Here is a 17,124-nt window from a genome sequence, read left to right on the forward strand (position 1 = left end):
ATGTATATCCTTGGTATCTCGGCATTCTATCATGATAGCGCAGCCTGTCTTTTAAAAGACGGAGAGATTGTTGCAGCAGCTCAGGAGGAGCGCTTCACCAGAAAAAAGCACGACGCTGGTTTTCCGCGTGAAGCAATTGAATATTGCTTGCGTGAGGCTGGAGTTGAGCCCTCGAATATCGATAATGTTGTCTTTTACGAAAAGCCATTCGTCAAGTTCGAGAGATTGCTTGAGACATATTTGGCCTTTGCACCAAAAGGTATCAAAAGCTTTGTGAAGTCTATGCCCGTTTGGATCAAAGAGAAACTGTTCCAAAAAACGGCAATCGTTAAAGAGCTCAAAGACGTGTTAGGGGCTGATGTCAACTGGCAGGAAAGGATCCTGTTTTCTGAGCATCATCTTTCTCATGCGGCTAGTGCTTTTTTTCCCTCTCCTTTTGAGAAAGCAGCAGTCTTAACACTTGATGGCGTTGGTGAATGGACTACAACTTCGGTCGCAATTGGCAACGGAAATGATCTGAAGGTTGTAAAAGAAATTCATTTCCCTCATTCGCTTGGGCTTCTGTACTCCGCCTTTACATACTATACCGGCTTTAAAGTGAACTCTGGTGAGTACAAGGTCATGGGTCTGGCGCCCTACGGGCAGCCAAAGTATGTGGATCTGATAAAAGAACATCTCATCAAGGTTGCCGATGACGGTAGTTTCCAGTTGGATATGAGTTACTTCGACTACGCGACTGGTTTGACAATGACCAGTAAGAAGTTTCACGATTTGTTTGGGGGGCCACCTCGTACTTCGGAAACGGATCTGACGCAGCGAGAGATGGACCTTGCAGCGTCCGTGCAAAAGGTAACGGAAGAAGTCGTCTTAAAGATAGCGCGAGGGATAGCGAAAGAAACCGGTGACAGAAACCTTTGTCTGGCCGGTGGCGTTGCGCTCAATTGCGTTGCAAATGGAATACTCTTACGAGAACAGATTTTTGATAACGTATGGATTCAACCGGCCGCAGGTGATGCTGGTGGGGCTCTTGGTGCTGCTTTGTCGGCGTGGTATTTGCACCATAACAAGAAGCGAACACTGTCGCCGGAAAGAGACGCGATGAAAGGGGCCTATCTAGGCCCGGAGTTTGGCGACTCAGAAATTGAGAGCCAGCTTAAAGCCTGTGGAGCGACGTTCCATAAACTGCCAGAACATGAGCTTATTGATCGTGCAGCTAGTTGTTTGGCAGAAGGTAAAGCTATCGGCTGGATGCAGGGACGAATGGAATTCGGACCCCGTGCTCTGGGAGGGCGCAGTATTATCGCTGATCCACGTTCGCCAGCGATGCAAAAGCAGCTTAACCTGAAAGTAAAATACAGAGAAAGCTTTCGACCGTTTGCTCCAAGTGTGCTGCGAGAGAATGTTGCAGAGTGGTTTGAGCACGAAATAGACAGCCCATATATGTTGTTGGTTGCAGATGTCAGAAAAGAGAAACGTCTTGCAATGACAGCAGCAGAAGAAGAGTTGTTTGGTATTGATAAACTTAATGTACCAAGGTCTTCTGTTCCTGCTGTGACGCATGTCGATTACTCTGCTCGTATCCAGACAGTACATGCAGATACAAACCCTCGATATCACGCTGTAATTTCAAAATTTAAGGAAAAAACAGGCTGCCCACTTGTCGTTAACACGTCGTTTAACGTACGAGGTGAGCCTATTATTTGCGACCCGACTGATGCCTTTAGATGCTTCATGGGAACAGAACTGGATGCATTGGCAGTGGGGAACTATTTCCTTATTAAAGAAGAGCAGGATAGAAACCTGAAAGAAAATTATGAGAGTATGTATGAGCTGGATTAAAAATTTAGTATTCACGGTGCTGTTCTCATTAATTCTTCTTTTTGCAGTACTTGAGGTGTGGCGACTAACACTGAACACCGACCAAACGGCTGATGCTGAGGTTGAGTGTGAGGACGTTTATTGGCCATCCAGATTCACAGAAGGATCAGGCTATTCTTCATTTGTGCCTGAGACGACTCTAGTGTGGAGTAACTACAAAGACTTTTGTGGGGTGAGCTTGATCAACTCACTTGGTTATCCGGATCAAGAACCTCAATTGGGTGATGCAATTGTCTTGCTCGGTGACTCGTTTATCGAGCAGGCGCAGTTGTCTCTTTCAAAGAAAGAAAAAGTGCAGCAAAAGCTAGCGGAACTTTATGTGGCAGATAACATTGCTGTGCCAAATATAGTTGCTGTTGGTTACAGCGGTACCGGACAAACTGCTCAATCGCAGATGTTGAAGGAAGTTATGCAGTCTGGAGTTCGTCCCTCAGATGTCGTCTTGTTGGTTGTTCCTAATGACGTTAGAGATAACAGCATACATCTGAGCTCAATTGTAAACGACTATGCTCCAGAGGCTTCTCCTCGGCCTTATTATATTCCGTCGAGCAATACTAAAGGCATGGTCTTTAATAAGCCTGTCTTAGCTGAGGGAGGATACTTTTCAAAAAGAAATCCATGGACCCTTGAGTTTGTTTTGGCAATTCTTGAGCGTTATGAAGGTATCTTTGGCAATCAGCTTCCAACACAGTTGGTTCATCTTCATAGATTGAATGAATTGAAAGAGATGTATCCTGGTAACGAATACTATGAATCTATAAATTATATTCCAAAGCAGTACGACGCGATGTTTGCCTCAACAGAGAACGAGCCGAAAGCAGTTAGATTCGCTTGGGAGGCAACAGAACAGTCGATCAAGGATATAAAAGAGGTGTGTAATGGCTGTCGTCTGCATGCTGTGTTCAATTATCAGTTCAGTATGCCGATTTTCTCTGAGCTAAGACATCGATTTGTCGAGATTTTGGATAAGCATCAGATTCGGCATGATACTCAGTTCTTTGATCCCGAATTTCATTGGGAAAATGATGGTCATTGGAACCCAAAAGGTACTCAGGACGCTGCAGAAGTTATTTTTGGTCTGCTGAAGGGGTAGCTTGTGAGGCTGCAGGCATGAATTCGTAATTGTAGCATCAGATCAATAGGGGACCGAGTTTGGACTGTTGGTAATGCTTGTTTCCGTCTTCAGAGCCTTTGACAGCTCAACAAGTTCAGAAAAAAGGAAGCGCTGGTTGCCCAGAGCTTCCTTTTTCGTGCTAAATAAGATGCACGAGTTTTTATTAAGAGGGTAAAACAGATTTATGGTCGTTGGCTGGCAGAGGCTTTTGGGGAGCCTGGGGTTTCATAACGATTTTAGGGATATCTTGTATTAACTGATCCAGTCCGAGCACGTAACCATCAGTTCGGTTCATTGCTTCGGCGATGTCGAGATACCCCAATGGTCTCGTTTGACCGATTGCATCTAGTTGCGATAGTCCGCGTCAATCGCTTCGGGCGTGAATTAATCAGTGCTGAATTTTCTATCACTTAAAGTTTTGTACTAACTGTACGCCTTATAGAAAAGTATGAAAACTTAGAGAAGCTTCCACGATTCATTATAATTGACAGTATTCCAAATTTCTAAAAGAAAATGGCGGAGAGGGTGGGATTCGAACCCACGGTACTATTGCTAGTACAACGGTTTTCGAGACCGCCCCGTTCGACCACTCCGGCACCTCTCCGCATGTGTGGTCTTGGCGTTCGACGCGGTGTTTAACGGTCCTCGGGCGATATTGCAAGAGGGAAAACGCAAATTCGGTGACTCTTTTGCGCTTTTCGCATGTTGCCCTGATCTGGCGGCGCCTCTGCCAACAGGCGCGGTTGAAAACGATCTTGTCGATTGTCGCGGGGCGTTTGGCTGCGGTTTGGGGCTGCGTTGGTTCGCTTTACCGGAAAGCCGGGTTTTATGTTGGCGGTAATGAATGGTGGGGGCTTGCGCCAAGCCATGCATTTTATACAGGGCACGCTCCCTGCTAATTGGGGGCCAATTGCCGGGGAACTTGCGGGTTTGCGTCGCTTTGCAGTTGACTCAGGGGGCCAAAAAAGGTAATTCACCCGTTCTTCGCAGCGGTTCGGTATCTGTTAGCAGCGGCACCGAGCTGCGCGTTTGTGTTTCCAGAATGTTTTTCAGGAACTTTTAGATGTACGCAATCATCAAAACTGGCGGCAAACAGTATAAAGTTGCTGCCAACGACGTTATCAAAGTCGAAAAGATCGCTGCCCAGGCTGGTGACACCGTGAAACTTGAAGAAGTTCTCATGGTTGCTGGCGACGGTGCGCCGAAAGTTGGTGCTCCGTTGGTCAAAGGTGCTTCTGTCACTGCAGAAGTTCTCGAGCAGGCCAAGGGCGACAAGGTGATCGTTTTCAAGAAAAAGCGCCGGCATAACTACCGTCGTAAAAATGGTCATCGCCAGAACCTGACTGTTCTGCGCATCAAGGACATCAACGCCTGATTTATCAGGTTGAGATGCAGTTTTAGGAGAGTTTCATGGCTCATAAGAAAGCTGGTGGTAGTTCGCGCAACGGTCGTGACTCCGAAGGTCGCCGTCTCGGCGTTAAAAAATTCGGTGGTCAGGCAGTTGTAGCAGGCAACATCCTCGTTCGTCAGCGTGGCACCAAGTTCCATGCCGGTGACAATGTTGGCCTCGCCAAAGACCACACCCTGTTTGCGACTGTGAACGGTTCTGTCCAGTTCAAGTCGGGCTTCAAGGGTCGTACCTACGTTACCGTCGTTCCGGCAGAGGCGTAAGCCTCCCGTCGGCTACGCCATACGTAGCAAGATTTTCGAGGGAGGAATGAGCAATCATTCCTCCCTTGTTTTATGTGTTATATGAATTTTACGCCCTGTTGATGCGCGATCACCGCGCGCCGGGGTGCCAATATCCAAAAAGCGGGCGCAGCCCAAAGGACCGGTTATGAAGTTTCTCGATGAAGCCAAGATTTATGTGCGCAGTGGCCGCGGCGGTGCCGGTTCGGTCAGCTTCCGCCGTGAAAAATTTATCGAGTATGGTGGCCCGGATGGCGGCGATGGCGGTCGCGGGGGCGACATCGTTCTTGAGGCGGTCGAAAACCTCAACACCCTGATCGATTTCCGTTATCAGCAGCATTTCAAGGCCGAAGTCGGCATGCATGGCATGGGCCGTCAGCGCACCGGTCGTTCAGGCAAATCCATCACGATCAAGGTCCCGGTCGGCACACAGGTCCTTGCCGAAGACCGTGAAACCCTGATTGTAGACATGATCGAGCCGGGGCAGACCTATATGCTCTGCCGTGGTGGGGATGGTGGTCGTGGCAACACCCATTTCAAATCCTCCACCAACCAGGCGCCGCGCCGTGCCGAAGAAGGTTGGCCGGCCGAGGAAATGTGGGTCTGGTTGCGTCTGAAGCTGATCGCCGATGCCGGTCTGGTCGGTCTGCCAAATGCCGGGAAATCGACCTTCCTTGCCGCATCCTCGCATGCGCGTCCGAAAATCGCCGATTATCCCTTCACCACCCTGCATCCGCAGCTTGGCGTCGTCAGTATCGATGACAAGGAATTCGTTCTGGCCGATATTCCCGGCCTGATCGAAGGGGCTTCCGAAGGCAAGGGCATCGGGACCCGTTTCCTTGGTCATATCGAACGCTGCGAAGTTCTGGTCCATCTGATCGACTGTGCCGAGGAAGACCCGGTCGCAACCTATCAGACCGTGCGCGAAGAGCTTGAAAGCTATGCCGATATCCTGATCGACAAGCCCGAGATCGTTGTTCTGTCCAAGGCCGATCAGCTCCTGCCGGAAATGGTCGAGGAACAGCGCCAGATCCTTGAAAAGGGCATCGGCAAAAAGGTCTATGTGGTTTCCGGTGTGACCCAGCAGGGCATCAAGGATATCCACCGTCAAATTCGTGCCTATATTGATGGCGAACGCGAACGCCGCATCATGGAAGGTCGCGAGGATGAGGGGTTCCAGCCGTGAGCACCCAGCACGCTTCGTTAAGTGATGCAAAACGCCTGATCATCAAGGTCGGCTCGGCCCTTCTGGTCGATGAAAATACCGGCAAGCTGCGCCGTGCCTGGCTCGAGGCACTGGCAGACGATATCGCCCATCTCCGTGAACGCGGGGTCGAGGTGATTGTGGTCTCCAGCGGTGCGATTGCCCTTGGGCGTCGTTTGCTCGGCCTTGATCACCGTACGATCAGCCTTGCCGACAAGCAGGCCGCCGCCGCCACCGGCCAGATCAGCCTGTCACAGGTCTGGCAGGAAGCCTTGGGCCGCAACGGCCTGACCATGGCGCAGGTGCTGGTGACCCTTGAGGACATGGAAGGCCGTCGGCGTTACCTCAATGCGCGCGGCACGCTCAATGCACTTCTGGCCCGTGGTGCGGTGCCGCTGATCAATGAAAACGATACGGTCGCGACCGAGGAAATCCGCTTTGGCGATAATGATCGTCTTGGCGCCAAGGTTGCCCATATGATCTCGGCCGATACGCTGGTGTTGCTGTCTGACATCGACGGTCTTTATACCGCTGATCCGCGCAAGAACCCGGATGCGACCCTGATCCCTGAAGTCCGCGAACTGACCCCGGAAATCTTTGATATGGCCGGTGTCGCACCGACCATGTACAGCTCCGGCGGGATGGTCACCAAGCTTCAGGCCGCTGAAATTGCCATGAAGGCCGGGTGCCGCATGTTTATCGCACGTGGCACCATCTATCATCCGCTGAAAGCCCAGCTTGACGGCGCACCCAATACCGTCTTCCTGCCAAGCGAAAGCCCGCTTGCGGCACGCCGTCACTGGATTGCGACCTCGCTCAAGGCCACAGGCGCGATCATTGTCGATGCCGGTGCGGCCAAGGCAATGGCCGCAGGCAAGAACCTTCTGGCAGCCGGGATTACCGGTGTTGATGGCCGCTTCAAGCATGGGGATGCGGTGCGCGTCCTTGATGCCGATGGTGCAGAGATTGCGCGCGGCATCACATCCTATGGCGCGGAAGAAACCCGTCTTCTGATGGGCCATGCATCGGGCGATATCGAAGCCACCCTTGGCTTTACCCGTGGCAATGCCGTGATCCATTCCGATGATCTGGTGATGCTCGGAAACTAGGCCATATCGTTATCTGATGATCAAAAGGGGATGCGTTTGCGTCCCCTTTTTTTATGCCCGGGTTTGTCTTGGTCAGGCAGCCATAAAAAAAGGCCGCCCGCTTTTACAGGGGCAGCCTTTTTAACGGTGGCACTGAAGTTCGGAACGAACTCAGGCAGCCTGATCAGCAAGAGCACGAGCCATCTGGCTCAGGGCTTCCTGATGTTTTTCATGCTTGATGCTCGCGAAGTTGCGCGCCAGCTCAAGGCACATGCGCTGACGTGCGTTAAGCTCGGTTTCCTGATTGCCATCAAGGCCTTCGTAGAAGTAGCTGACCGGAACACCCAGGACCTGGGAGATTTCATACAGACGACCGGCAGAGATACGGTTGATACCGCGCTCATACTTGTGGGCCTGCTGGTAGGTGACGCCGATCAGGTCGGCCATCTGCTGCTGGGAAAGGCCCAGCATGATGCGACGTTCACGAATACGCTGACCAACATAACGATCAGTGTCAGTAGCACGGTTTGCGCGCTTCGGTTCTTCGAGTTCAGCAATCTCAGTCATTTTATAATCCGTTATCAACCGCCAGTTATAGATCCCCACTTTGGATGCTGTTGAGCTTGTTTGATTTATGCCCAATGACCACCCCGTCGCAGCACCAAATTAGCACTGCGATTTGATGACCCGTATCTGAACTTTGGTCAGATAATCTTTACAGCAATCCGCCAGAAGCTAGCTATATAGGTCAATTGAGCTGTCTTTGTCTAGTGCAGAAGGCGAAAAAAAGACGTTGGTTTCTACGCTGTATGGTTTGGAGTGCCGTGCATAGCTGGCATGCATTTCCTGAATGACCGGCGGTTGCAAAAGGTTTTCCTGAGGTAAAAGTTGCCCCAAAAGCTGGGTCCAGAATGCTGCACTGCCCACAAGATCATGGGGTTGCAGCCACGCGCCACCATTCTGCGTGATTTCCCTGACAGGCGAAATGCGCGCAAGTTGTTGGTGTCCGATCCCGGCAGGACCATCCGTTCCGGTACTCGCAGACGGATTCCTGCGGGCCGGTTGCATGGGTATCGGAGTGATCGCGGTCATGTCATTTTAGCGTTCGGGGTTAAAAACTGCCTGTCTTGTTCGGGACTCCATGCGTTTCCGGTCTATACCCGGCAAAAATTGCCGCCTTGCGGCGCTGCCGGGCGGGTTAAAAGGGTTAACAAAAAGTTTATGCAGGATTGGTGCCGTATTGGCGGTTGGGTCGAGTCACATCCTGGCGACCCTGCGGTTGGCACAGCGTGAAGAACAACCGCGCGATCAGGGGCGTTGGCAACGCCCCTTGATATCGGGATGCAGGCAACAAAAAAGGCGAGGTGCCTTTGGCAACCCCGCCCTTGGAAATTCCGTGATCGGTCTGATCAGATCTTATTTGTCGGTTTTGCCACCCGCCAGGCTGTTAAGCTGCGCCTGCATGGCTTCAAGCTGGCTTTTCAGCTCATTGAGCGATGCATCGGACTGCGCGCTTGCCGGGGCTGCCGGCTTGGTCGGTGTCGCACCTGGCTGGCCGCCATTTTCATTTTCCTGCAGGAACGGCGAGAACATCTTCATGGTCTGTTCAAACAGCGCGATGTTCTGCTTGTTCATTTCCTCGAACTGGCCAAACGGGAAAATGCCCTGCATGGTGCCCTGCATATATTCGCGCATCTGTTCCTGATTGTGGCCAAAGGCGCGCATCGCCTGTTCAAGATAGCTTGGCACAAGCCCCTGAAGGCTGTCGCCATAGAACCCGATCAATTGACGCAGGAAGCTGATCGGCAAAAGGTTCTGCCCCTTGTTCTCTTCCTCGACGATGATCTGGGTCAGAACCGGACGGGTAATGTCCTCGCCCGATTTGGCGTCATAAACCACAAAGTCGGTATTGTCCTTGACCATCTGGGAAAGGTGATCAAGCGTCACATAGGAACTGGTCGCGGTGTTATAGAGGCGACGGTTCGCATATTTCTTGATTACGATGCGGTCCTGATCATCTGATTTCTTGGTGGTCATGGCGTTTTTCCTGCTTCCCTGTTTCCCGGACGTTCGTCTGGCGAACTTGTTTGGCGATGTATTTCGCCTGATTTGCGTGTGCACAATTTACGATGTTGCGCAGCATTTTCGATTTTGCATTCGCTCAGAAGACGACAAGAGTGCCGCGATTTTTCCAATGTGTCCAGTATTCAACGCGAAGTGCGGTGCGAAAAACAACTTGCGATACGGTTTGTTGCTGCGCAGCACGGGATTTCCTTTCCCCCGCCGGGTAACGATCTATAGTATTTCCTGATACAAAGGCTTCTCATCAGGGAACAAAAAAGGTGTCGCCAATGACCACCGACCCGGATCACCCCGACAGCCCGGACCGAAGTGACGGGCCGCCATCATCACCCGATGATGAAATACTCGAACAGCTCGCCACCCGTTTTCTCGCCCTGTGGCGTGAACAGGTCGCCGCGACCGCCGATGGCGCCGATGCGGCAAGTGCCATCGGGCGTCTTTATGCATCGCTCGGTGCCGATACCACGCGCATGGGCGAAGGGTTCGAAGCCTGGGGCAAGCTGATCGGGCAGATGGCCATGGGCCAGCCGGTCAATGCCGGTACGTTCAACGCTGGTGCGGCGAATGCTGGTATGGGCGCGATGGGGGCTGACAATCCGTTTGCCGGGGCGATGGGCAATGCCAATCCGCTGATGGCGATGATGGATCAGATGGCAAAGGCTGCGCGCGACCTGCCAACCCAACCGTTCCCGGGTGCCATGCCGTTCCCGCCCAATATGGCAGCGATGGCAGGCATGACCGGTATGAAAGGCATGACCGGGGCAGGAAGCGATAAGGGCAATGCCCCGTCTGCAACACCGTCCGCAACACCGCCAGCGAACGCTGCCAGTACAGATGCTGACAGTGCCGGTGAAGCGCCATCGACCAAAGGCGCGAAAAAGACGCGCGCTGCAAAAAATGCTGCAAAGGGGCAGGGGAAGAATGATCAGTCCACTGAGACAAAAGCCGCTTCCACCAAAAAGACAAAGCAAGAAGCGGGCGGGGCCAAGGCCGCTTCCGATGCACATGGCAGTCGAGATGACGAGCTGGCTCAGCTCGCGCGCCGCATTGCCGATCTTTCTGAAACAATTGCTGCCCTGGAAGCCGGAACTGAAGGAACAGGCGGAAAGCCTCCTGAACGAGATTGAGGCCTTCCATCCCGATGACATTGCCCAGGCGCTTGATCGTGTCGCCTTTGACCGGCATGCCGGGTTTCATGACGGCGTGCGGGCCTATCAACGCCATCCCTATCAACGGCCGCGGGATGACGTGCGCAAGGACATCCCCGTCATCTGGGAAGACGGATCGACCTGCGTTTATGATTATGGCGGGCTGACCCCGAAAAAGGATCAGAAACCGGGCAAGATTGTCCTTCTGGTCCCGTCGCTGGTTAATCGCGGCTATATCCTTGATCTCAATGAAAAGCGCAGCTTTGCCCGCTATCTTGCCAAATGTGGCTATCGGCCGCTTCTGGTCGAGTGGGGCTATCCCGGCATGGACGAGGCCAATTTTGGCCTTGATGATTATATCGCCGCCCGTCTGGTCACCATCCTTCAGGATGTCGCTGACATGAATGGCGGCCCGGTGCCGCTGGTCGGCTATTGCATGGGCGGGGTTCTGGCATTGGCAGCAACGCTTCTGGACCCGGCACAGGTGTCAAAACTTGTCCTGCTGGCAACACCATGGGACTTCATGGCCGCCGGGCCGACCCAGTCGCGTATTGCTGCGGCCTTTGCGCCGTCGCTTCCCCATATGCTGGCCATTCACGACACCCTGCCGGTCGATGTGCTGCAAAGCCTGTTTGCCAGCCTTGATCCCTTCATGATTGGCGAAAAGTTCCGCCGCTTCGAAAAAATGGCATCCGCTTCGGCCAAGGCTCAAGACTTCGTCGCCCTTGAAGACTGGCTGAATGATGGCGTGCCCTTAACACGCCGGGTGTCGATTGATTGCCTGATCGGCTGGTATGTGGAAAACAAACCGGCCAAGGGCGAATGGCAGATTGACGGGATCGATATTAACCCGGCGGATTTGTCCTGTCCGGTGCTGGCAGTCATTCCGGAAAATGACCGCATCGTTCCGCCCGAAAGTGCGCAGGCGCTGTTTGATGTCTTCCCGGAAGAATTGCGGACCGAGCTTCATCCATCGGCCGGTCACATCGGCATGATGGTCGGCTCGCGCGCGGAAAAATCAACATGGGAACCGGTGACAAAATGGCTCGCCGGGCCATGATCGCTGCCTCAACCCGGGGACACAATCACCCCGGTGTATCTGTCACCAGTTCATCGGATTTGCGATCCCACCGGATGGTCAGGCGGGCCAGAAGGGCGATGATGATCAATGTCAGGATCACCCGCCCGACCAGCACCACCCAGATGTCCGCGCCAAGGGCCAGCATGATCGCCGTATCCTCGATCAGGGAATGCGACAGCGACAACCAGCTCAGCGACAGGAAAAGTGTGCGCGGCGGGTAATTGTTCTTGCGCGCATCATCAATGATCAGCGCCCCGCCAAATGTCAGCCCCAGCAACACGCCAATGGTCGTGACCGGTGCAACTTCACGCGACAGGCCCGAAACGCGAAGGATCGGCGACAGGGCAAGGGTGAATTTGTCGGTCAGGCCGGTGACCTTCATGACATCAAGCACAACCAGAAGCCCGGTAATCACCACAAAGCTGACAATCAGTGATTTGATGGTCTGAACGACCCAGTCACCCCATCCAGCAAGGCCGGTAGCGGCTTGGGCCACGTCGCTGCCTGCCATCCATGAAAAATCAACCGGTTCGGACAGCCAGCCAGTCATATTGCTGACCCATGTCACCAGCGCGCCATACCCGATGGCCGCCCCGACCCGAAGGGCGGTGGTGGCAATCAGGCTGGCACCGGCACGTTTGACAATCGCCTGTTCGACCGGAAGCCCGTGGGCAAACAGCATCATGGCGCAAAGTGCGCTCAGCTGTGCGGCGGTCATATCAAGATGGGCCGAAAGCCCGATGAATGCGCCAACCGCCCCATACATACTGACCAGCGCACAGGTCGCCCAGATGATCCCGGCTTCTGGCGGCAGTCCGATCAACGCCATGACCGGGGTCAAAAGATCGGACGCCACTTCAATCGCGCCAAATTCCTCGGCAATGCGGACAATGATCATCACCGGCAGCATGACCTTCACCAGGGTGACAAAAAGCTGCTGGCTGCGATTGATCAGATCAAAAACATAACGTTGCATGGCGCGTGTCATCGGGTGGTCTATCCATCAGGCAATTGGCACCAGTGCCTTTGGCATTGGCGCGGTGGGGCGGTCAAAAGACATCGGGCATCTGTGGGGCAAATGAACCCGATTGTCTATTGGCTTGTGTCTATCGGCTTGTCGACATTTCGCTGGTGGGCGAGGGTGGTTCGATCAGCGTGATCATGCCATTTCCCATTCGTTTGCGGACGGCGAATTTGCGCAAACAGGCGCAATGTGGCAGCGTTGTTTCATGAAATGACGCTTTGGAGTTGTGTGGCGATGGCCGAACTGGACCAGATTGATCTGAAAATCCTGCGCCAGTTGCAGGAAAATGCAGATATCCCCAATACGGAACTGGCCGAAAAGATCGGCCTTTCCCCCTCGGCTGCTTTGCGCCGCGTCGCCAAGCTGCGCGAAAACGGGGTGATCCGTAAAACCGTGGCTGTGGTCGATCCGGCCCATATCGGGCGTCCCCTGACCGCGGTGATCAATCTTGAATTTCACCGGCACGGGAACCACTACCGCAAGGACTTCATCACCAAGGTCAAAAGCCTTGCCGCTGTCCAGCAATGCTATCTGGTCACCGGGGAAGTCACGGGCGTTCTGGTTTTGCATATGCGCGACATGGCCGAATATACAGCACTCTGTGAAACGCTTTTTGACGCTGATGACAATATCGTCTGGTATCGCACCTATATCGTCACCGAAACGCTCAAGGATGATGTTACCATCGCGCCTTGATCAAAATCATGGACGTGCGGCGATCAAGTGGCTACTGCTTGGGGATCATGAAAAACCTTTTGCGCATCATCATAACCTTATCCCTGCTGGTTTTCACCAGCAGTGCGGTTTTGCGCGTTGGGGATATGGCGGTGGCAATGACCGGGAATATGACCGGGGCTGCGGCTTCCTTTGATATCGCCTCTGTGGCCCCGGACACTCTTGATCCGCGACATGACACCCGGAATGAAAAAGGGATGCGCGCCGCAAATGAGTGCACCGATTGTAGCAACATGTCAGGGGCGATTGCATCCTGCCAGTTTCTGTGCGCGATTGTTGTGATGCCTCATACGGTCGGGGTGGACGCGATTGTGCTGCCTGCGAGCACACGGGTGATTTTGCCTGCCCTTGATAGCGCGACCGGCCTGTCGCATGTACCCGACCCGTCGCCTCCCAGATATCTTTCCTGATTTTACCTGCCTGCCCTGACGGGCAGCAGGCGTAATTTGGTGCCGTATACTGCCCCGGAACATGGGCGGATCGGCAGTCAATAAATCTGATTTTGGAAAGATTGTCTGATGACTTTCAAATCTTCCTTCTCTGCCACCCGGCGGGATTTCCTGTTGGGCGGGGCGGCGACCCTTGGGGTTGTTGCGGCCGGTGGTCTGTCCATGGCATCCGTGATTGGCCGTGCGGGCGCATCTGAAAATGCGGGTGGGGCGGTCAATATGCTGCTGCGTCCCGGTGCCGCACAGGCAAGCCTTGTGCCCGACCCGGCCTACCAGACCGCTGTCTGGGCCTATAACGGCATCGTGCCCGGTCCGGAAATCCGTGTGCGTCAGGGGCAGCGCCTTCATGCCCGGCTGGAAAATGCCCTTGCGCAAGAAACCACCATTCACTGGCACGGGATCAGGGTTCCCAACGCCATGGATGGTGTGCCCGGCCTGACACAAGCCGCCGTCAAACCCGGCGACAGCTTTGACTATGTTTTCGATCTGCCTGATGCGGGCACCTATTGGTATCACCCGCATGCCAACACGACCGAACAGCTTGGCCGTGGTCTTTACGGTGCCCTGATCGTCGAGGAGGCCGACCCGCTGCCTGTGGATCGGGAACTTGTCTGGATGCTGGATGACTGGCGACTGAACGAAAGCGCTGCAATCGATGACGGTTTTAATGCCATGCATGATGTCGGTCATGCCGGGCGGATCGGCAATGTGGTGACCGTCAATGGTGTGGCGCCAATGGGTACGGCCGGAGATGTGCCGGTACGACCGGGAGAACGCATCCGTCTGCGTCTGTTGAATGCGGCAAATGGCCGTATCTTTGCGCTGGATTTTGATGAACTGGCCCCGATAGTGATTGCCATGGATGGCCATCCAGTGACCCCGCATCGCAACGACACGCCGTTGCTGTTGCTGGGGCCGGGCATGCGGTTTGATCTGGTGATCGATATTCCGGTTTCGGGCAAGCCATCCTTTGCGGTCACGGACCGTTTTTATGACGGGATGGAAAACGCGATCGCCCGTCTTGTGCCTTCCGGTACGCCACTGCGCGATCACGCCCCGGACGGGGATCTGGCGCTTAAGCCCAATTCCTTGCCCGAGCCCGATCTTGGTCATGCCGTCAAACATGACCTGATCTATAGTGGCGGCATGATGGGCGATATGATCCTGAGCCAAATGATCAGATCCGGTCACATCACCCCGGAAAAGCTCAGTGCGATGGGCATGGAGTCTGCTGCCGGGTCCGGCATGGGCGGCATGGCCAACATGATGCGTTCGATGTTCGGGGCGGGCAATATCTGGGCGGTGAACGGGCGCGATCCCGACCGTGATGGCAACGGACCGCTTGTGACGCTCACGCGCGGTCAGACCTGCCATCTTACCCTGATGAATGCAACCGCATGGCTTCATCCGATCCACTTGCATGGTCATGCCTTCCGGCTGCTTGCGCGCAATGACGCGCCGGTACGCCATCAGCCATGGCTTGATACCGTGCTGATCGAACCGGGCGACCGGGTCGAGATTGCCTTTGTCGCCGATAATCCCGGTGACTGGCTGATCCATTGTCACATTCTCGAACACAAGGTCGGTGGCATGTCCGGTGTCATCCGCGTTCTTTGATCATCTCCGAGGAGAGATAAAATGCAGAAATCTATGAAAAATCACATGGTCCGCACGCTTGGTGCATTCGCCGTGGCACTCGCAAGTGCGGTGGCCCTGCCATCCTTTTCCGCCCATGCAGAAGGCATCGAGGCCAGAATTATCAAGAACCCCAATTGCGGCTGTTGCACCATGCATGGCGAATATCTTCGCGAACATGGCTTTGATGTCACGATCACCAACGATGAAAATGTCTATGACATGGCGACCATGATCGGCATCCCCGAAGACATGCAGGGCTGTCATCTGACAATGATTGATGGCTATGCCGTAAGCGGCCATGTTCCGGTGGAATCCATTTTGCGGATGCTCGAAGAACGCCCGGCGATTACCGCACTTACCCTGCCGGGCATGCCGATGGGATCGCCTGGCATGGGCGGTGCCAAAGAAGCCCCGTTTGAAATTTACAGTCTGAAGAACGGCAAGGCCGAAATCTATGAGCTAAGATAACATCCTGACCGATGCAGGGCCGGGAAAGCATAGCGAACCCGGCCTTGCCAAATTGTGACAAATACCCGCCACCCCCTTGCGAATTTCAGGTATTAGGCACACACTCTTAATCACAGGTTATGCAAAGGGCATGGGCTATGTCATCTTTGGGTGGCGGTCGGTGATGACTGTCCGAAAGTGGTAAGCATCAAAGCTTGGAAAATTGTTGCAGTGCGATAGTATCCTTCCAAGGACCATGTCTGGGCACAGCAAAAAGATCGTTGCCCGGTCCGGGGAAACGTAATCAGGAATAATCGGAGGGTTTCATGACCGACGTCGTAATTGTGGGTGCAGCACGTACACCAATCGGCGCATTCAGTGGCACGCTGGCGGGGACGCCGGCGCATGATCTGGGTGCTGTTGCCATCAAGGCTGCACTGGAACGCGCAGGCGTTGAAGGGGACGCGGTTGACGAAGTCATCCTGGGTCAGGTTCTTACAGGTGGCCAGGGGCAGAACCCCGCCCGTCAGGCAGCCATCGGTGCCGGAATTTCCGACCGCGCCACGGCTTTCCTGATCAATCAGGTTTGCGGGTCGGGCCTGCGCACGGTCGCACTTGCCGCCCAGCAGATCATGACAGGGGATGCCAATATCGTCGTCGCCGGTGGTCAGGAAAACATGTCGCTTTCGACCCATGTCGCACATCTGCGTGCCGGTCACAAAATGGGCGATGTCAAATTCATCGACAGCATGATCAAGGACGGTCTGTGGTGCGCCTTTAACGGCTATCACATGGGCAACACGGCCGAAAATATTGCTGCCAAGTGGGGCATCTCCCGCGAGGAACAGGATGAATTCGCCACTGCTTCCCAGAACAAGGCCGAAGCCGCCCAGAAATCCGGTCGCTTCAACGACGAAATCGCTGCCGTGACCATTGCCAGCCGCAAGGGCGATATCGTCTTTGATGCTGACGAATATCCGCGTCACGGTGCCTCGCTCGAAGGCATGGCAAAACTCCGCCCGGCCTTTGACAAGGAAGGCACGGTAACTGCTGGCAACGCATCGGGCATCAATGACGGGGCTGCTGCCCTTGTCGTCATGTCCGCAGCAGAAGCCGCCAAGCGTGGCCTGACCCCGCTTGCGACGATCAAAAGCTGGGCAACGGTCGGTGTCGATCCGGCAATCATGGGCTCGGGTCCGATTCCGGCGTCGAAAAAGGCGCTTGAAAAAGCGGGCTGGTCGGCAGCCGATCTTGATCTGATCGAAGCCAACGAAGCCTTTGCCGCCCAGGCAATTGCCGTCAACCGCGACATGGGCTGGGATACCAGCAAGGTCAACGTTAATGGCGGCGCGATTGCGCTGGGCCATCCGATCGGTGCATCGGGCGCACGCGTCTTCACCACGCTGCTTTATGAAATGCAGAAACGCGATGCGAAAAAAGGTCTCGCGACGCTCTGCATCGGTGGCGGTATGGGGGTTGCATTGTGCGTCGAGCGCTAATGCAAGCTTCTGACTGAATTTTCTACTGCGCGGGGCGTCCACTTGAAT

The 17,124-nt window shown here is 54.3% G+C and carries 16 protein-coding genes and 1 tRNA gene; 13 read left to right on the plus strand and 4 right to left on the minus strand.

Annotation, left to right across the window (positions count from 1 at the left end):
- Both WA318_RS05005 and WA318_RS05010 read left to right on the plus strand, forming a co-directional pair.
- Complete coding sequence (locus tag WA318_RS05005; protein WP_336080172.1) at window positions 1–1,839, plus strand: carbamoyltransferase family protein; 1,839 nt, start codon at window positions 1–3, stop codon at window positions 1,837–1,839.
- Entirely contained in the window at window positions 1,826–2,971 is a 1,146-nt protein-coding gene (locus tag WA318_RS05010; protein ID WP_336080173.1) for a hypothetical protein, read from the plus strand. The genes WA318_RS05005 and WA318_RS05010 overlap by 14 nt, the downstream gene beginning before the upstream one ends.
- Window positions 2,972–3,506: 535 nt before the next feature.
- Here the strand turns inward: WA318_RS05010 and WA318_RS05015 are convergent.
- Window positions 3,507–3,596, minus strand: a tRNA-Ser gene (locus WA318_RS05015).
- A 459-nt stretch (window positions 3,597–4,055) separates the two neighbouring features.
- On the opposite strand from WA318_RS05015, the gene rplU reads away from it, so the two are divergent.
- From rplU to proB, 4 genes are all read left to right on the plus strand, one after another.
- On the plus strand, window positions 4,056–4,367 hold the full coding sequence (gene rplU / locus WA318_RS05020) for a 50S ribosomal protein L21 (protein ID WP_114097934.1): 312 nt from the start codon (window positions 4,056–4,058) through the stop codon (window positions 4,365–4,367).
- 35 nt (window positions 4,368–4,402) lie between these two features.
- On the plus strand, window positions 4,403–4,663 hold the full coding sequence (gene rpmA, locus WA318_RS05025; protein ID WP_008889409.1) for a 50S ribosomal protein L27: 261 nt from the start codon (window positions 4,403–4,405) through the stop codon (window positions 4,661–4,663).
- A 166-nt stretch (window positions 4,664–4,829) separates the two neighbouring features.
- Window positions 4,830–5,867 carry a GTPase ObgE gene (obgE, locus tag WA318_RS05030; RefSeq protein WP_114097935.1) on the plus strand — a complete coding sequence of 346 codons (1,038 nt, stop codon included), beginning with the start codon at window positions 4,830–4,832 and terminating at the stop codon, window positions 5,865–5,867.
- A complete protein-coding gene (proB, locus tag WA318_RS05035) occupies window positions 5,864–6,994 on the plus strand; it encodes a glutamate 5-kinase (protein WP_336080174.1) in 1,131 nt (376 codons plus the stop codon). Before obgE ends, proB begins: the two co-directional genes overlap by 4 nt.
- 150 nt (window positions 6,995–7,144) lie before the next feature.
- On the opposite strand, the gene WA318_RS05040 is transcribed toward proB, so the two are convergent.
- Window positions 7,145–7,540, minus strand: a complete 396-nt coding sequence (locus WA318_RS05040; protein WP_114097937.1) for a helix-turn-helix domain-containing protein — start codon at window positions 7,538–7,540, stop codon at window positions 7,145–7,147.
- A gap of 849 nt (window positions 7,541–8,389) precedes the next feature.
- Window positions 8,390–9,010 carry a polyhydroxyalkanoate synthesis repressor PhaR gene (gene phaR / locus WA318_RS05045; protein ID WP_114097939.1) on the minus strand — a complete coding sequence of 207 codons (621 nt, stop codon included), beginning with the start codon at window positions 9,008–9,010 and terminating at the stop codon, window positions 8,390–8,392.
- Between the two features lie 314 nt (window positions 9,011–9,324).
- Between phaR and WA318_RS05050 the strand changes: the two genes are divergently transcribed.
- Together WA318_RS05050 and WA318_RS05055 are read left to right on the plus strand one after the other, a co-directional pair.
- A complete protein-coding gene (locus WA318_RS05050) occupies window positions 9,325–10,182 on the plus strand; it encodes a hypothetical protein (RefSeq protein WP_336080175.1) in 858 nt (285 codons plus the stop codon).
- Complete coding sequence (locus WA318_RS05055; protein ID WP_258548680.1) at window positions 10,073–11,263, plus strand: alpha/beta fold hydrolase; 1,191 nt, start codon at window positions 10,073–10,075, stop codon at window positions 11,261–11,263. Before WA318_RS05050 ends, WA318_RS05055 begins: the two co-directional genes overlap by 110 nt.
- Window positions 11,264–11,288: 25 nt before the next feature.
- Here WA318_RS05055 and WA318_RS05060 read toward each other — a convergent pair whose 3' ends face one another.
- Window positions 11,289–12,260, minus strand: a complete 972-nt coding sequence (locus WA318_RS05060; protein ID WP_336080176.1) for a nucleoside recognition domain-containing protein — start codon at window positions 12,258–12,260, stop codon at window positions 11,289–11,291.
- 282 nt (window positions 12,261–12,542) lie between these two features.
- Here WA318_RS05060 and WA318_RS05065 point away from each other — a divergent pair, with 282 nt between their 5' ends.
- The 5 genes from WA318_RS05065 to WA318_RS05085 all read left to right on the plus strand — a co-directional run bounded on the left by WA318_RS05065 (window position 12,543) and on the right by WA318_RS05085 (window position 17,076).
- A complete protein-coding gene (locus WA318_RS05065) occupies window positions 12,543–13,004 on the plus strand; it encodes an Lrp/AsnC family transcriptional regulator (RefSeq protein ID WP_336080177.1) in 462 nt (153 codons plus the stop codon).
- 47 nt (window positions 13,005–13,051) lie between these two features.
- A complete protein-coding gene (locus WA318_RS05070) occupies window positions 13,052–13,453 on the plus strand; it encodes a hypothetical protein (RefSeq protein WP_336080178.1) in 402 nt (133 codons plus the stop codon).
- Between the two features lie 108 nt (window positions 13,454–13,561).
- Window positions 13,562–15,109: a multicopper oxidase family protein gene (locus WA318_RS05075; RefSeq protein ID WP_336080179.1), complete on the plus strand. Its 1,548-nt coding sequence runs from the start codon at window positions 13,562–13,564 to the stop codon at window positions 15,107–15,109.
- A 21-nt stretch (window positions 15,110–15,130) separates the two neighbouring features.
- Complete coding sequence (locus WA318_RS05080) at window positions 15,131–15,598, plus strand: DUF411 domain-containing protein (RefSeq protein ID WP_114097949.1); 468 nt, start codon at window positions 15,131–15,133, stop codon at window positions 15,596–15,598.
- 305 nt (window positions 15,599–15,903) lie between these two features.
- Window positions 15,904–17,076 (plus strand): acetyl-CoA C-acetyltransferase, encoded by a 1,173-nt coding sequence (locus WA318_RS05085; protein WP_336080180.1) that lies wholly within the window; start codon window positions 15,904–15,906, stop codon window positions 17,074–17,076.
- The last annotated feature ends 48 nt before the right edge of the window (window positions 17,077–17,124 follow it).

The sequence above is a fragment of the Thalassospira sp. CH_XMU1448-2 genome, assembly GCF_037027285.1.
GTDB lineage: Bacteria > Pseudomonadota > Alphaproteobacteria > Rhodospirillales > Thalassospiraceae > Thalassospira > Thalassospira profundimaris_C.

Excerpts from the sequence above, each read along its gene's own strand:
- WA318_RS05005 (WP_336080172.1), top strand. The coding sequence starts at position 1 with ATGTATATCCTTGGTATCTCGGCATTCTATCATGATAGCGCAGCCTGT.
- WA318_RS05010 (WP_336080173.1), top strand. The coding sequence starts at position 1,826 with ATGAGCTGGATTAAAAATTTAGTATTCACGGTGCTGTTCTCATTAATT.
- rplU (WP_114097934.1), top strand. The coding sequence starts at position 4,056 with ATGTACGCAATCATCAAAACTGGCGGCAAACAGTATAAAGTTGCTGCC.
- rpmA (WP_008889409.1), top strand. The coding sequence starts at position 4,403 with ATGGCTCATAAGAAAGCTGGTGGTAGTTCGCGCAACGGTCGTGACTCC.
- obgE (WP_114097935.1), top strand. The coding sequence starts at position 4,830 with ATGAAGTTTCTCGATGAAGCCAAGATTTATGTGCGCAGTGGCCGCGGC.
- WA318_RS05040 (WP_114097937.1), bottom strand. The coding sequence starts at position 7,540 with ATGACTGAGATTGCTGAACTCGAAGAACCGAAGCGCGCAAACCGTGCT.
- phaR (WP_114097939.1), bottom strand. The coding sequence starts at position 9,010 with ATGACCACCAAGAAATCAGATGATCAGGACCGCATCGTAATCAAGAAA.
- WA318_RS05050 (WP_336080175.1), top strand. The coding sequence starts at position 9,325 with ATGACCACCGACCCGGATCACCCCGACAGCCCGGACCGAAGTGACGGG.
- WA318_RS05055 (WP_258548680.1), top strand. The coding sequence starts at position 10,073 with ATGACGAGCTGGCTCAGCTCGCGCGCCGCATTGCCGATCTTTCTGAAA.
- WA318_RS05060 (WP_336080176.1), bottom strand. The coding sequence starts at position 12,260 with ATGCAACGTTATGTTTTTGATCTGATCAATCGCAGCCAGCAGCTTTTT.
- WA318_RS05065 (WP_336080177.1), top strand. The coding sequence starts at position 12,543 with ATGGCCGAACTGGACCAGATTGATCTGAAAATCCTGCGCCAGTTGCAG.
- WA318_RS05070 (WP_336080178.1), top strand. The coding sequence starts at position 13,052 with ATGAAAAACCTTTTGCGCATCATCATAACCTTATCCCTGCTGGTTTTC.
- WA318_RS05075 (WP_336080179.1), top strand. The coding sequence starts at position 13,562 with ATGACTTTCAAATCTTCCTTCTCTGCCACCCGGCGGGATTTCCTGTTG.
- WA318_RS05080 (WP_114097949.1), top strand. The coding sequence starts at position 15,131 with ATGCAGAAATCTATGAAAAATCACATGGTCCGCACGCTTGGTGCATTC.
- WA318_RS05085 (WP_336080180.1), top strand. The coding sequence starts at position 15,904 with ATGACCGACGTCGTAATTGTGGGTGCAGCACGTACACCAATCGGCGCA.